Origin of the sequence: Burkholderia sp. B21-005 (genome assembly GCF_020843965.1) — a bacterium.
GTDB classification, from domain to species: Bacteria; Pseudomonadota; Gammaproteobacteria; order Burkholderiales; family Burkholderiaceae; genus Burkholderia; species Burkholderia ambifaria.
Window position 1 is genome coordinate 2,486,485 of sequence record NZ_CP086301.1, and the last position, 14,700, is coordinate 2,501,184.

12 protein-coding genes are annotated in these 14,700 nt (G+C 65.1%); 3 read left to right on the forward strand and 9 right to left on the reverse strand.

What is annotated here, in order from left to right; translation table 11 throughout:
* Window positions 1-79 precede the first annotated feature (79 nt).
* The 3 genes from pnp to LMA02_RS11600 form a co-directional block, all read right to left on the reverse strand.
* Window positions 80-2,224 (reverse strand): polyribonucleotide nucleotidyltransferase, encoded by a 2,145-nt coding sequence (gene pnp / locus LMA02_RS11590; protein WP_228904998.1) that lies wholly within the window; start codon window positions 2,222-2,224, stop codon window positions 80-82.
* 291 nt (window positions 2,225-2,515) lie between these two features.
* Window positions 2,516-2,785 carry a 30S ribosomal protein S15 gene (rpsO, locus tag LMA02_RS11595; RefSeq protein ID WP_006398792.1) on the reverse strand — a complete coding sequence of 90 codons (270 nt, stop codon included), beginning with the start codon at window positions 2,783-2,785 and terminating at the stop codon, window positions 2,516-2,518.
* A gap of 118 nt (window positions 2,786-2,903) precedes the next feature.
* A complete protein-coding gene (locus LMA02_RS11600) occupies window positions 2,904-4,163 on the reverse strand; it encodes a branched-chain amino acid ABC transporter substrate-binding protein (protein WP_228905000.1) in 1,260 nt (419 codons plus the stop codon).
* Between the two features lie 190 nt (window positions 4,164-4,353).
* On the opposite strand from LMA02_RS11600, the gene LMA02_RS11605 reads away from it, so the two are divergent.
* From LMA02_RS11605 to LMA02_RS11615, 3 genes are all read left to right on the forward strand, one after another.
* Entirely contained in the window at window positions 4,354-4,866 is a 513-nt protein-coding gene (locus LMA02_RS11605) for a hypothetical protein (RefSeq protein WP_228905003.1), read from the forward strand.
* Between the two features lie 392 nt (window positions 4,867-5,258).
* A complete protein-coding gene (locus LMA02_RS11610; RefSeq protein ID WP_228905005.1) occupies window positions 5,259-5,900 on the forward strand; it encodes a carbonic anhydrase in 642 nt (213 codons plus the stop codon).
* Window positions 5,901-5,938: 38 nt separating this feature from the next.
* The gene (locus tag LMA02_RS11615) at window positions 5,939-7,489 is read left to right on the forward strand and encodes a SulP family inorganic anion transporter (RefSeq protein WP_228905007.1); all 1,551 of its coding nucleotides are present in this window, start codon (window positions 5,939-5,941) and stop codon (window positions 7,487-7,489) included.
* A 71-nt stretch (window positions 7,490-7,560) separates the two neighbouring features.
* On the opposite strand, the gene LMA02_RS11620 is transcribed toward LMA02_RS11615, so the two are convergent.
* The 6 genes from LMA02_RS11620 to LMA02_RS11645 form a co-directional block, all read right to left on the reverse strand.
* Complete coding sequence (locus tag LMA02_RS11620) at window positions 7,561-9,105, reverse strand: 2-isopropylmalate synthase (protein ID WP_228905008.1); 1,545 nt, start codon at window positions 9,103-9,105, stop codon at window positions 7,561-7,563.
* 313 nt (window positions 9,106-9,418) lie between these two features.
* Entirely contained in the window at window positions 9,419-10,288 is an 870-nt protein-coding gene (gene pssA / locus LMA02_RS11625; RefSeq protein ID WP_006750448.1) for a CDP-diacylglycerol--serine O-phosphatidyltransferase, read from the reverse strand.
* A 15-nt stretch (window positions 10,289-10,303) separates the two neighbouring features.
* Window positions 10,304-10,948 carry a phosphatidylserine decarboxylase gene (locus LMA02_RS11630; protein ID WP_059468119.1) on the reverse strand — a complete coding sequence of 215 codons (645 nt, stop codon included), beginning with the start codon at window positions 10,946-10,948 and terminating at the stop codon, window positions 10,304-10,306.
* A gap of 127 nt (window positions 10,949-11,075) precedes the next feature.
* A complete protein-coding gene (gene ilvC, locus LMA02_RS11635; protein WP_006750446.1) occupies window positions 11,076-12,092 on the reverse strand; it encodes a ketol-acid reductoisomerase in 1,017 nt (338 codons plus the stop codon).
* A 95-nt stretch (window positions 12,093-12,187) separates the two neighbouring features.
* On the reverse strand, window positions 12,188-12,679 hold the full coding sequence (gene ilvN, locus LMA02_RS11640) for an acetolactate synthase small subunit (protein ID WP_034207977.1): 492 nt from the start codon (window positions 12,677-12,679) through the stop codon (window positions 12,188-12,190).
* A gap of 110 nt (window positions 12,680-12,789) precedes the next feature.
* A complete protein-coding gene (locus LMA02_RS11645; RefSeq protein ID WP_006750444.1) occupies window positions 12,790-14,553 on the reverse strand; it encodes an acetolactate synthase 3 catalytic subunit in 1,764 nt (587 codons plus the stop codon).
* Window positions 14,554-14,700 lie beyond the last annotated feature (147 nt).

A 14,700-nucleotide genomic window follows, 5' to 3' on the forward strand; every position in this document is an offset into this window, starting at 1 on the left:
CTGCTGCACCGCGCAACGATGCTACAGAAAAAACGGCCGGCGCGCTTTCGCACAGCCGGCCGTTCTCACGCCTTTGCGCTTACTGCTGCGGCGGCGTATCCGACTGCGACGCCGCTGCTTCGTTCAGCAGCGCCTTCGCCGACAGACGCACGCGACCCTTCTCGTCCGTCTGGATCACCTTGACCTTCACCTGCTGGCCTTCCTTCAGGTAGTCGTTGATGTCCTTCACGCGCTCGTTGACGATTTCCGAGATGTGCAGCAGGCCATCCTTGCCCGGCAGCAGGTTCACGATCGCGCCGAAATCGAGCAGCTTGAGCACCGTGCCTTCGTACACCTGGCCGACTTCGATCTCGACCGTGATGTTCTCGATGCGCTTCTTCGCTTCGGCCATGCCTTCGCTGCTCGTGCTCGCGATCGTCACGACGCCGTCATCCGAGATGTCGATGGTCGTGCCCGTTTCTTCCGTCAGCGCGCGGATCACCGAACCGCCCTTGCCGATCACGTCGCGGATCTTTTCCGGGTTGATCTTGATCGTGATCATGCGCGGCGCGAATTCCGACAGCTGCGTGTTCGCACCCGAAACCGCCGACGTCATCTTGCCGAGGATGTGCATGCGGCCTTCCTTCGCCTGCGCGAGCGCGACCTGCATGATTTCCTTCGTGATGCCCTGGATCTTGATGTCCATCTGCAGCGCCGTCACGCCTTGCTCCGTGCCGGCCACCTTGAAGTCCATGTCGCCGAGGTGATCTTCGTCGCCGAGGATGTCGGTCAGCACCGCGAACTTGTTGCCCTCGAGGATCAGGCCCATCGCGATACCCGCGACGTGCGCCTTCATCGGCACGCCGGCGTCCATCAGCGCGAGGCAGCCGCCGCACACCGACGCCATCGACGACGAACCGTTCGACTCGGTGATTTCCGACACGACGCGGATCGAGTAGCCGAATTCGTCGGCGCTCGGCAGGCACTTGACCAGCGCGCGCTTCGCGAGACGGCCGTGGCCGATTTCGCGGCGCTTCGGCGAGCCGACGCGGCCCGTTTCGCCGGTCGCGAACGGGGGCATGTTGTAGTGGAGCATGAAGCGCTCGCGGTATTCGCCCTCGAGCGCGTCGATGATCTGCTCGTCACCCTTCGTGCCGAGCGTCGCGACGACGAGCGCCTGCGTTTCGCCACGCGTGAACAGCGCCGAACCGTGGGTGCGCGGCAGCACGCCGGTGCGGATCTCGATCGGACGCACGGTGCGCGTGTCGCGACCGTCGATGCGCGGCTCGCCGTTCAGGATCTGCGAACGGACGATCTTCGCTTCGATGTCGAACAGGACGTTGCCGACGGTGGCCTTGTCGGCCGCAACCGTACCGGCCGCCACTGCGTCTTCCTCGAGCTTCGCCGAGGTCGCCGCGTAGACTTCCTTCAGCTTCGTCGAACGCGCTTGCTTGTCGCGCAGCTGGTAAGCGGCGAGCAGGTCGCCGTGCGCCAGTTCCGTCACGCGCGCGATCAGCGCCTCGTTCTTCGGTGCCGGCTGCCAGTCCCACTCGGGCTTGCCGCCTTCGCGCACGAGTTCGTGGATCGCGTCGATCGCCGTCTGCATCTGCTCGTGGCCGAACACGACCGCGCCCAGCATCACGTCTTCCGGCAGCTGGTCGGCTTCCGATTCGACCATCAGCACCGCGCGCTCCGTACCGGCGACGACGAGGTCGAGGCTCGATGCCTTGAGCTGGTCACGCGTCGGGTTCAGCACGTACGCGTTGTCGATGTACGCCACGCGCGCGGCACCGACCGGACCGTTGAACGGCAGGCCCGACACGGCGAGCGCGGCCGACGCACCGATCAGCGCGGGGATGTCCGCCGGGATTTCCGGGTTCACGGACAGCACGTGGATCACGACCTGCACTTCGTTGTAGAAGCCTTCCGGGAACAGCGGGCGCAGCGGACGGTCGATCAGGCGCGACGTCAGCGTCTCGTGTTCCGACGGACGGCCTTCGCGACGGAAGAAGCCGCCCGGGATCTTGCCGGCCGAGTAGGTCTTTTCGAGGTAGTCGACGGTCAGCGGGAAGAAATCCTGGCCCGGCTTCGCCGACTTCGCGCCGACGACGGTTGCCAGCACGACGGTGTCTTCCACGTCGACGATCACGGCACCGCTCGCCTGGCGAGCGACTTCACCGGTTTCGAGGCGCACCTTGTGCTGGCCCCACTGGAATTCCTTCACGACCTTGTTGAACATGGACATGGTTGCTCCTTTGAATTCATTCATTTCATTCGCCGTACGGGCCATCCCGTGCGGCGGCGTCCCGACCGAATCACCCGGAGCAAGGTGTGTTTTTTATGCCATTCCAGCGCAACGCTCATCGAGCGACGCGCTGGAATGACACAAATCCCGACCCCGGCATCAGCCGTTCCGGCAGTCCGGCAAGCACGTGCCGAACAACCTGCGGTGCGCGTGACGCTACGCACCGCGCAAAAACAAAATGCCTGCATCAGCGGACTGACACAGGCATCTTGCTGGCGGCAATCGCCTCGATTACTTACGCAGACCCAGCTTCTCGATCAGCGCGCGGTAACGGTCGGCATCCTTGCCCTTGAGGTAGTCGAGCAGCTTGCGGCGGCGGCTCACCATACGCAGCAGGCCGCGACGGCTGTGGTGATCCTTCGCGTGGGTCTTGAAGTGACCCGTCAGTTCGACGATACGTGCGGTCAGCAGTGCGACCTGGACTTCGGGCGAACCCGTGTCGTTGGTACCACGGGCGAACTGAGCAACGACTTCCGACTTCTTGATATCTGCAACAGACATGTGATTTCCTTGGTTTCCTACTTGCTAACTAAACAGGCGGACACGGAAGAATGGCCGTGCCGTGACTTACAACCGGCGGGCATTGTAACACAACTGCACACCGTTCTACCGCCTCCTGTCACGGGCGCGTCATCGAGCAGGTCGACGACATCTGCGTCCGCTGGGCGGGCACCGCGAGGACGGTCCGGAAGCCGTAGCCCGAGCCCTCGTTGTCGAAGCGCACGCCCGGCGTGCCGGCCTTGTCCATTTCCATCACGTAAAGGGGCTGGATCAACTGGTGATCCCGCGCGCGCATCGTCGACGCGTGGAACCCGTCGTCGAACGACAGCCCCTCCAGCGCGCGCGCCACCGCGACCGGGTCAGCTGAACCGGCCCGAGTCATCGCCGCCGCGAGCATGTCGATCATCAGGCTCATGCGCCGCACCGGATAGTCGTCCTGCGCCGCGGGGAAACGGGTCCGGAACGCGCGGTAGAACGCATCCGACTTCGCGCCGCCGGCGTTCGGATGCCAGTCCGCGACGGCGATCACCCGCCCGACGCCGGCGTCGCCGAGCGCGGCCGGCGCGCCGAGGCTGTTGCCGTAGAACGTATAGAACTTCGCGTTCAGCCCCTGCTCGCGCGCCGCCTTCACGAGCAGCGTGAGATCGTTGCCCCAGTTGCCGGTCACGACGGCGTCCGCGCCGCTCGCCCGGATCTTCGCGATGTACGGCGCGAAATCCTTGATGCGACCGATCGGATGGAATTCGTCGCCGGCGATCGTCACGTCGGGGCGCCGTTCGGCCAGCGCCTGCCGCGCGAGCGTGCTGACGTCGTGGCCGAAGCTGTAGTCCTGGTTCAGCAGGTAGACCTTGCGCAGCGCGCGGTCGCGCGCCATCACGTCGGCCAGCGCAGCCATCCGCATCCCCGCGTGCGCATCGAAACGGAAATGCCAGAAGCTGCACCGCGCGCCGGTCAGCGCCGGATCGTCGGCCGAATAGTTCACGAACACCATCCGGCTGTCCGGATTGCGCGCGTTCAGCTTGTCGAGCGCCGCGACGAGCGCGGCCGCGACCGCCGAACTGTTGCCCTGCGCGACGAAGCCGATGTGCCGGTCTGCCGCCGCGCGCAACTGCACGAGCGCCTCTTCCGGGCTGCCCTTGCTGTCGAGCACGACGAGTTCGAGCGGATGCGCGCCATCGCGCAGCTTCACGCCGCCCGCCGCGTTGACCTGCTCGACGCCGAAACGCAGGTTGCGCTCGACGGCCGCGCCCGCATTCGCGAACGGGCCCGACATTCCTTCGATCAGCGCGATCCGCACCGGCTCGCCTGCCGCGAACGCGGACGACACCAGCATCCACCCCGCGCTCAACGCGAGCGCGCACCGTTTCCACTGCTGCATCGGCTACCTGCCCTTCAATCTGTCCGAGAAGCGCGGATCATAGGCCGCGGGCGCTGCCGGCCGCAAGCGCGGTGCGACACCGCGCCCCGACGGCACACCGGCGGCGATCCGCACCGATTTTTTCGGCACGACGCGCCGGCGCGCGCCGTCCGTGATACAACTGAACGGTCAGAGAGTTCTGGAGAATCCGATGCGCATTAGCATTTCCGTGCGCCTGCCGGTGCTGGTCGCCTGCGCGGCGGCGCTGCTCGCCGGCTGCGCGCAACCGTGGCAGCAATACCAGGCCGGCCAGGACGAGTCGGCGATCGTGGCGCGCATGGGCCCGCCGCGCGAAATCTACGACCTGCCGGGCGGCGGCAAGCGCCTGATGTGGCCGACTCAGCCGATGGGAGAGATCACTGTCGCGGCCGATGTCGACGCGGCCCACCGCATCGTCAACGTGCGTCAGGTGCTGCAGCCGAGCGAGTTCTATCGCGCGGAAATCGGCAAGTGGACCAAGACCGACGTGCTCGTGAATTTCGGCCGCCCGGTCGAGACGTCCTACTTCCCGCTGATGAAGCGCGAGGTGTGGACCTACCGCTATCTCGAAGACAACGTCTGGTACATGATGTACAGCTTCTACTTCGACCCGCAGGGCATCCTGCGCACGACGCAGAAAACACCGGACCCACTTCACGATCCCGACCGCCGCAACCTGTTCTGACCGATTACGCATTTATCTGCAATTTTCACAATGGCCATTCACGAATTATTGCGTGAATGGCCATTTCATTTTTTCCGTCATATTCGATTAATTCCCCAATCGCGCGGCAATCCTTTCCGATTGACGGCGCTCTGCAAGCGATCCCGCGAAACGCCGCGCCACGCGGCCGCAGCGGGAAACAGGCATGCGCGATACATCTCATGCGTCGCATTGGTGCATTTAGTGCACCTCGCCCGATCCAGTTGAAACAATTTGTATCAGTGGCACCCGGCGTTAGGGCATACCCCTAATATCAGTCGAAATTGAACCTTTCAGTTCAGAAAGGATCCTATTGCTCCACTTCGTCCCGTATTTGTTTGCCATTTGTTTTCCTTTATCGGAAAGGAGTCCTTATGAACCGCCCCAAGAGCATGCTGGTTGCCAACATCGCCTGGGCCCGCGAGACGCGCGAACACACGCCCGGCTTCTTCGACGCGCTCGCGCGCGGCCAGAACCCGCGCGTGCTGTGGATCGGCTGCGCCGACAGCCGGGTGCCGGCCGAAACCATCACGCACAGCGTACCCGGCGAGCTGTTCGTCCATCGCAACATCGCCAACCTGTTCCATCCCGACGATGACAATTCCGCGAGCGTGCTCGAGTACGCCGTGCGCGTGCTCGAAGTCGACCACGTGATCGTGTGCGGCCACTACGGGTGCGGCGGCGTGCGCGCGTCGCTGCTGCCGCCGCCCGCCGACCTGCCGCACGTCGCGCGCCGCATTGCGCCGCTTTGCGCGCTCGCGCGACGCCATCGCGACGCGCTCGACGGACTCGACGACACGGCCGCCGCCGACCGCCTGGCCGAGCTGAACGTGCTCGAACAGGTGCGGCTGCTGCGTGCGTCGCCGATCGTGCATGGCCGGCAGCGGCCGCCGCTCGTGCACGGCTGGATCTTCTCGCTCGCCGACGGCCGCCTGAAGGAGCTCGACTCCGGCTATGCGGCACCGCCGGCCGAAGCCGAACCGGAGCATGCCGCCACGGCCGCCGCAGTCGCCTGACCCGCGCCCTTCCCCAACGCCACGAAATCGCCCCAACCATGAAACTGAACGAGCGCCTGTCCACCCTGCCGCGCGACATCGTCGCCGGCATAGTCGTTTTCCTCGTCGCGCTGCCGCTGTGTCTCGGCATCGCCAATGCATCCGGTGTCGAGCCATTCGCCGGGCTCGTGTCCGGCATCGTCGGCGGCATCGTCGTCGCGCTGCTGAGCGGCTCGTCGCTGTCGGTCAGCGGGCCTGCCGCCGGCCTCGTCGTGATCGTCGTCGAAGGGATCGCGCAACTCGGCAGCTTCTCCGCGTTCCTGCTCGCGGTGCTGCTGTCCGGCGTGCTGCAGTTCGGCTTCGGCATGCTGCGCGCCGGCCGCTTCGCCGCCTATGTGCCGTCGCCCGTCATCAAGGGCATGCTCGCGGCGATCGGTCTGCTGCTGATCCTGAAGCAGATTCCGTTCGCGTTCGGCCTTGGCGGCTCGGCCGCGCAATCGTTTGCATCATGGCCAAGCCTGCCGACCGCCTGGGCCGCCACGGCCATCGCGCTCGCCTCGCTCGGGTTGCTGATCGCCTGGGACACGCCGGCGCTCAAGCGCTTTGCCTGGGTGCGCTCGGTGCCCGCGCCGCTCGCGGTCGTCGTGTTCGGCATCGGCGCCACGCTGGTGCTCGGCGCCTTCATGCCGTCGGTCGCGCTGGGTGCCGCGCATCGCGTCACGTTGCCCGAGCTCGAATCGTTCGCGGCGCTCGCGGCATCGCTGAAGCACGCCGAGCTCGGCCCGAACTTCGCGCAACTCGTCAATCCGGACGTATGGCGCGTCGCGATCACGCTCGCGGTCGTCGCGAGCCTCGAAACGCTGCTGAGCCTGGAGGCGGTCGAACAGATCGATCCGAAGCGCCGGCCGACCCAGCCGGACCGCGAACTGAAGGCGCAGGGCGTCGGCAATCTCGTCGCGGGCGCGGTCGGCGGGCTGCCGATCACGTCGGTGATCGTGCGCAGCTCGGTCAACGTGAACGCGGGGGCGCAGAGCCGGATGTCGGCGATCGTGCACGGGATCCTGCTGCTCGCCAGCGTGTTCGCGCTCACCGGGCTGATCAACCTGATCCCGCTCGCGAGCCTCGCGGCAATCCTGATCCACACCGGCTTCAAGCTCGCGAAACCGGCGCTGTTCCGCTCGGTGCTGAAGCAGGGTCCGACCGCGTTCGTGCCGTTCGCCGCGACGATCGCGGGCGTGCTGGCGGTCGACCTGCTGTTCGGCATCGCGCTCGGCCTCGCATGCAGCGTGCTGGCGGTCGCGGTGGCGAACCTGAAGAGCCCCGTCACGCTCGCGCAGCACGACGACCACTTCCTGCTGTCGTTCCGCAAGGACGTGTCGTTCCTCGGCAAGGTGCAGGTCAAGCATCACCTGCGGCACATTCCGGACCGCGCGGCCGTGATCATCGACGCGACGCGCGCCGACTACATCGATCACGACGTGCTCGAACTGCTCGATGCATTCGTCGCCGATGCGCCGCGGCGCGGGATCACGGTGGAATTCCGCCGCCGCAGCCCGGCGCCCCGCCCGGCCGCGCGCCGCTGGCTGTTCCGCACCCCGGCCGCCGAATGAGCGACGCATGAAAAAACGCCCCGGGCGGCGCAGGGCCGCACGGGGCGTTTCGGGCGCTCGACGCGCAGCGCTTACGAGCGCTGCGGGTTGAGCTTGTCGTCCTTCGAGTGCAGCTTGTTCAGCGCGGCGATGTACGCCTTCGCGGAAGCCGCGACGATATCCGGGTCGGTGCCGACGCCATTGACGATCCGCCCGCTCTTCGACAACCGCACCGTCACTTCGCCCTGCGCCTGCGTACCGGTCGTGATCGCGTTCACCGAGTACAGCAGCAGTTCCGAACCGCTGCCGACTTCGCTCTCGATCGCGTTGAACGTCGCGTCGACGGGGCCATTGCCACGTGCCTCGCCGGTCACTTCCTTGCCCTCGAGCGCGAACACGACCTTGGCCTGCGGCTGCTCGCCGGTTTCGGAGCGCTGCGACAGCGACACGAACTTGTAGTGCTCGTGCTCCTGCGCGAACGCCGACTCCTCGGAGACGATCGCGATGATGTCTTCGTCGAAAATCTCGGACTTGCGGTCGGCGAGGTCCTTGAAGCGCATGAACGCGGCGTTCAGTTCGGTTTCGCTGTCGAGCGACACGCCGAGCTCCTGCAGGCGCTGCTTGAACGCATTGCGGCCCGACAGCTTGCCGAGCACGATCTTGTTCGCGGTCCAGCCCACGTCTTCCGCGCGCATGATCTCGTACGTGTCACGCGCCTTCAGCACGCCGTCCTGATGGATCCCCGACGCGTGCGCGAAGGCGTTCGCGCCGACCACGGCCTTGTTCGGCTGCACGACGAAACCGGTGATCTGCGACACGAGCTTCGACGTCGGGACGATCTGCGTGGCGTCGATGCCGACGTCGAGGCCGAAATAGTCCTTGCGGGTCCTCACGGCCATCACGATTTCCTCGAGCGACGTGTTGCCCGCGCGCTCGCCGAGACCGTTGATCGTGCACTCCACCTGCCGCGCTCCGCCGATCTTCACGCCGGCGAGCGAGTTCGCTACCGCCATCCCGAGGTCGTTGTGGCAATGCACGGAGAAGATCGCCTTGTCCGAGTTCGGAATGCGTTCGCGCAGCGTCTTCACGAGGTTGCCGTAGAGTTCCGGCACGCCGTAGCCGACCGTGTCGGCGATGTTGATCGTCGTCGCCCCTTCGGCGATCACGGCTTCCAGCACGCGGCACAGGAAGTCGAGATCCGAACGGCTGCCGTCTTCCGGCGAGAATTCGACGTTGTCGGTGAACTTGCGCGCGAAGCGCACCGCGAGGCGCGCCTGCTCGAACACCTGGTCCGGCGTCATCCGCAGCTTCTTCTCCATGTGCAGCGGCGACGTCGCGATGAACGTGTGGATCCGCGCACTATTGGCCGGCTTCAGCGCGTCGGCCGCGCGCTGGATGTCCTTGTCGTTGGCGCGCGCCAGCGAGCAGATCGTGCTGTCCTTCACGAGACCGGCGATCGTGTGGATCGCGTCGAAGTCGCCGTTCGAGCTGGCTGCGAAGCCGGCCTCGATCACGTCGACCTTCATCCGCTCGAGATGCTTCGCGATGCGGATTTTCTCTTCCTTCGTCATCGACGCGCCGGGCGATTGTTCACCGTCACGCAACGTCGTATCGAAAATGATCAGCTTGTCTGTCATGGGGGGCTCCAGGGCTCTTTATACGGGAATCAAACGTAATGAGATCGCGCCACCGCTGGCGACGCTCAACAACAGACGAGGCTTGACGGAGGGCGAGAACGGTCAGCGCGGCAGGCGCGCCAAAGCTAGCGCGCGTAGCGGCGCACCGGCTAGAAGGAGGGAGAGGCGGGAAAATGCAGTCATGCCAAAGACTATAGCGGCATTCCGCAAGGTGCGCAATCGGACGGCACCCGCGAGACCGGGCCGCGCGATGCGCAAAAGGGGCACATGAAAACGGCGGCCGCGAGGCCGCCGTTTCCGGGCAGGTGGCGCGTCAGTGATCGCGCTGCGACGAGCGTGCGGGATTCGCCCGCCCGCGGATGGCCATGTAGGCCCAGAACACATAGCCGGACAGCCCATACAGCACGAACAGGCAGAACAGCATCAGCGGCGGATCGGACGACACGAGCACGAACGCGACGACGACCAGCAGGATCGCCGCGAACGGCACGCGGTGCCGCACGTCGAGCGCCTTGCCGCTGTAGAACGGCGCGTTCGATACCATCGTCACGCCCGCGTAGATCGTCAGCACGAACGCAACCCACGGCAGCCAGCCGAGCTTCATCGGCACGCGGTTGTCGGTCGCGAGCCAGACGAAGCCGGCGATCAGCGCGGCGGCGGCCGGGCTCGGCAGCCCCTGGAAGAAGCGCTTGTCGACGACGCCGATGTTGGTGTTGAAGCGCGCGAGGCGCAGCGCGGCGCCCGAGCAGTAGACGAACGCGGCGAGCCAGCCCCAGCGGCCGAGATCCTTCAGCACCCATTCGTACATCACGAGCGCGGGCGCGACGCCGAACGACACCATGTCCGACAGGCTGTCGAACTGTTCGCCGAACGCGCTTTGCGTATGCGTCATGCGCGCGACGCGCCCGTCCATCCCGTCGAGCACCATCGCGACGAAGATCGCGATCGCGGCGATCTCGAAGCGCACGTTCATCGCCTGCACGACCGCGAAGAAACCGCAGAACAGCGCGGCGGTCGTGAACGCGTTCGGCAGCAGGTAGATGCCGCGCGTCTTCAGGAACCGCTGGCGCGCGGCGCGGCGGCTTTCGGGCACCGGATCGGGCGCCATTATCTTGTTGCGGCGGAACGGGCGTGGCGTCTGGCTGGAGCCGTTGCGCGGCCGGCGCGGTTTGAATGCGGCCATCGTGCGTTCCGCCGGTTACTGTTCGAGCTCGGCGAGGATCGTCGACGACGCGTAGACCTTCTCGCCGATCGACACCTTCGCGCGGCTGCCGAGCGGCAGGTACACGTCGACGCGCGAACCGAAGCGGATGAAACCGTAGCGCTGGCCGCGCGACAGCGGCTCGCCGGCGCGCACGTAGCAGAGGATCCGGCGGGCGACGAGGCCGGCGATCTGCACGGCGGTGACGGTCTTGCCGCTCGCCGTCTGGATCACGACCGCATTGCGCTCGTTCTCGGTCGATGCCTTGTCGATTGCCGCGTTCAGGAACGCGCCCGGGAAGTACTCGACCTTGGTGACCGCGCCGTCGACCGGCGAACGCTGCGAATGGACGTTGAAGACATTCATGAACACGCTGATCTTCAGCGCTTCGCGGTTCGCGTACGGATCCTGCGTGGTCTCGACCGCGACGATGCGGCCGTCCGCCGGACACAGCACCGCGTTCGGCTGCGCCGGAATCGGGCGCTGCGGATCGCGGAAGAACTGGACGACGAAGACGAGCAGCAGCCAGAACGGCCACGCGAAGCCGAAGCCCCCGACGGCGTGGATCAACAGCGCGATGACGGCAGCAATCGCGATGAACGGCCAGCCTTCGCGCGCGATGATCGGATGAGGATAGTTCATGGATTCGTTCTGTGTTCGGTGAATTGCAAAGCCCGTAGGATAGCAAAAGCCGCCCGGGGCACTACTGCCTTCGGGCGGCTTTTTGATGCCGACCCTCCAATCGAAGGGCCGGAACGGCGCGCAATGCTTAGTTCTTCGTCTGGTCGACGAGCTTGTTCTTCGCGATCCACGGCATCATCGCGCGCAGCTTCGCGCCGACTTGCTCGATCTGGTGCTCGGCCGTCAGCCGGCGACGCGACTGCAGCGTCGGGGCGCCTGCCTTGTTCTCGAGGATGAAGCTCTTCGCGTACTCGCCCGTCTGGATGTCGGTCAGGCACTGCTTCATCGCCTTCTTCGTCTCTTCCGTGACGACGCGCGGGCCCGTCACGTACTCGCCGTACTCGGCGTTGTTCGAGATCGAGTAGTTCATGTTCGCGATGCCGCCTTCGTAGATCAGGTCGACGATCAGCTTCAGCTCGTGCAGGCACTCGAAGTACGCCATTTCCGGCGCGTAGCCGGCTTCGACCAGTGTCTCGAAACCTGCCTTGATCAGCTCGACGGTACCGCCGCACAGCACGGCCTGCTCGCCGAACAGGTCGGTTTCGGTTTCTTCACGGAAGTTCGTCTCGATGATGCCGGCACGGCCGCCGCCGTTCGCTGCCGCGTACGACAGCGCGATGTCGCGTGCCGCGCCCGACTTGTTCTGCGCAACCGCGATCAGGTGCGGCACGCCGCCACCTTGCGAGTACGTGCCGCGCACGGTGTGGCCCGGTGCCTTCGGCGCGATCATGATCACGTCGAGGTCGGCGCGCGGGATCACCTGGCCGTAGTGGACGTTGAAGCCGTGTGCGAATGCCAGCGCCGCGCCCTGCTTGATGTTCGCGTGCACTTCCTTCGCGTACACGTCGGCGATCTGCTCGTCCGGCAGCAGCATCATGACGACGTCCGCGCCCTTCACCGCTTCAGCGACTTCCTTGACCGACAGGCCTGCGTTTTCGGCCTTGCTCCACGACGCGCCGTCCTTGCGAAGGCCGACCGTCACGTTTACACCGCTGTCCTTCAGGTTCAGTGCGTGCGCATGGCCTTGCGAGCCGTAGCCGATGATCGTGACTTGCTTGCCCTTGATGAGGGAGAGGTCGGCGTCTTTGTCGTAGAAAACGTTCATGATGGTTCCTTCGCTAATTCAAAAATTCAACAATTCGTTCGGATTGGGTACTGCGGGCCGGGCCATGACGGCGCACCCGGCGTGCCTCTTCGGCATTACACCTTCAGGATGCGCTCGCCGCGTCCGATGCCGGAGCTGCCGGTACGCACGGTCTCCAGGATCGCGGTGGCGTCCAGCCCCTGGATGAATGCGTCGAGCTTGTCGCTCGCGCCCGTCAATTCGATCGTGTAGGTCTTTTCGGTCACGTCGATGATGCGGCCGCGGAAAATGTCCGACATCCGCTTCATTTCTTCGCGCTCCTTGCCCACTGCACGTACCTTGATCAGCATCAGCTCGCGTTCGATGTGTGCACCGTCGGTCAGGTCCACCACTTTCACCACCTCGATCAGGCGGTTCAGATGCTTCGTGATCTGTTCGATCACGTCGTCCGAGCCAATGGAAACGATGGTCAGCCGCGACAGCGATTGGTCTTCGGTCGGCGCCACCGTCAAGGTTTCGATGTTGTAGCCGCGTGCGGAAAACAGACCGACCACGCGCGACAGCGCGCCCGGTTCGTTTTCCAGCAGGACGGAAATGATGTGTCTCATGTTCGCTTCTTCCAGAATGTGTCCGTGTCGATTCACTCGCGCCGCGCGCCGCCCGGTGCCGCACCGCCCTTCGTGAAGGCGGCCGCACGGCCCACGCGCGCGTCGCGCCGTTACAGATCTTCCGATCCGAGCAGCATCTCGGTGATGCCCTTGCCGGCCTGTACCATCGGCCAGACGTTTTCGGTCGGATCGGTCTGGAAATCGAGAAACACGGTGCGGTCCTTCAGGCGCAGCGCTTCCTTCAGCGCCGGCTCCACATCCGAGGTCTTTTCGATCCGCATGCCGACATGGCCGTACGCTTCGGCGAGCTTCACGAAATCGGGCAGCGCATCCATGTACGAATGCGAATAGCGCTTGCTGTATTCGATCTGCTGCCACTGGCGGACCATGCCGAGATAGCGGTTGTTCAGCGAAATGATCTTCACGGGCGTGTCGTACTGCAGGCAGGTCGACAGTTCCTGGATGCACATCTGGATCGAGCCTTCGCCCGTGATGCACAGCACGTCGTCGTCCGGGTGCGCCATCTTGACGCCCATCGCTGCCGGCAGGCCGAAGCCCATCGTGCCGAGGCCGCCGGAATTGATCCAGCGACGCGGCTTGTTGAAACGGTAGAACTGCGCGGCCCACATCTGGTGCTGGCCGACGTCCGAGCACACGAACGCGTTGCCGTCCGTCAGCTCCCACGCCTTCTCGACCACGTACTGCGGCTTGATGATCTCGCTTTCGCGGTCGAACTTCAGGCAGTCCTTCGAGCGCCAGCCCTCGATGTCCTTCCACCATTGCGCGAGCGCGTCGGTGTCGGGGCCATGCTCGGCCGTCTGCAGCTGCTCGATCAGCTCCTTCAGCACTTCCTTCACGTCGCCGACGATCGGGATATCGACCTTCACGCGCTTCGAGATCGACGACGGGTCGATGTCGATGTGGATGATCTTGCGCGGACGCGACGCGAAGTGCGCCGGGTCGCCGATCACGCGGTCGTCGAAGCGGGCGCCGATCGCGATCAGCACGTCACAGTGCTGCATCGCCATGTTCGCTTCGTAGGTGCCGTGCATGCCGAGCATGCCGAGGAATTTCTTGTCCGACGCGCGATAGCCGCCGAGGCCCATCAGCGTGTTCGTGACCGGGTAGCCGAGCAGGTCGGCGAACTGGTTCAGTTCGCGCGCCGCGTCGGCGAGGATGATGCCGCCGCCCGTGTAGATGTACGGACGCTTCGCCGACAGCAGCAACGACACGGCCTTGCGGATCTGACCCGAATGACCTTTCGTGACGGGGTTGTACGAGCGCAGCGACACGCTCTTGACCGGCTCGTACTGGCACGGCGTCTTGGAGATGTCTTTCGGGATGTCGATCAGCACCGGGCCCGGACGGCCGGTGCGGGCGATGTAGAACGCCTTCTTGACGGTTTCCGCGAGGTCGCGCACGTCCTTCACGAGGAAGTTGTGCTTCACGCACGGACGCGTGATGCCGACGGTGTCGCATTCCTGGAACGCGTCCTGGCCGATCGCGGCAGTCGGCACCTGGCCGCTGATCACGACCATCGGGATCGAATCCATGTAGGCCGTCGCGATGCCGGTCACCGCATTGGTGACACCGGGGCCGGACGTCACGAGACAGACGCCGACGTTGCCGGTGGAACGCGCATACGCATCGGCTGCGTGCACGGCCGCCTGTTCGTGGCGCACCAGCACGTGCTGAATCTTGTCCTGCTTGTAAAGCTCGTCGTAGATGTAGAGTACCGAGCCGCCGGGGTAGCCCCAGATGAATTCGACGTTCTCGTCGGCCAGTGCCTTCATGAGCACGGTGGCGCCGATGGAGTCGCTATCGGGAGGGGAAAGGGGTTCCGACGTGGAGAATTCCGCGCTGGGCATGTTCATTTTGACCTTTCGAATTTTCGGCAAAAAATTGATCGGGTGCTCTCTGCCGGGCTTGTGGCTCGGGTTCAAGCGGCGCGTCCAGTTTGAAGGGCGGGCTTCTTGGGCCAGCCTCAAATGAGACCATCACTTCATGTTGCGAATCGTTGA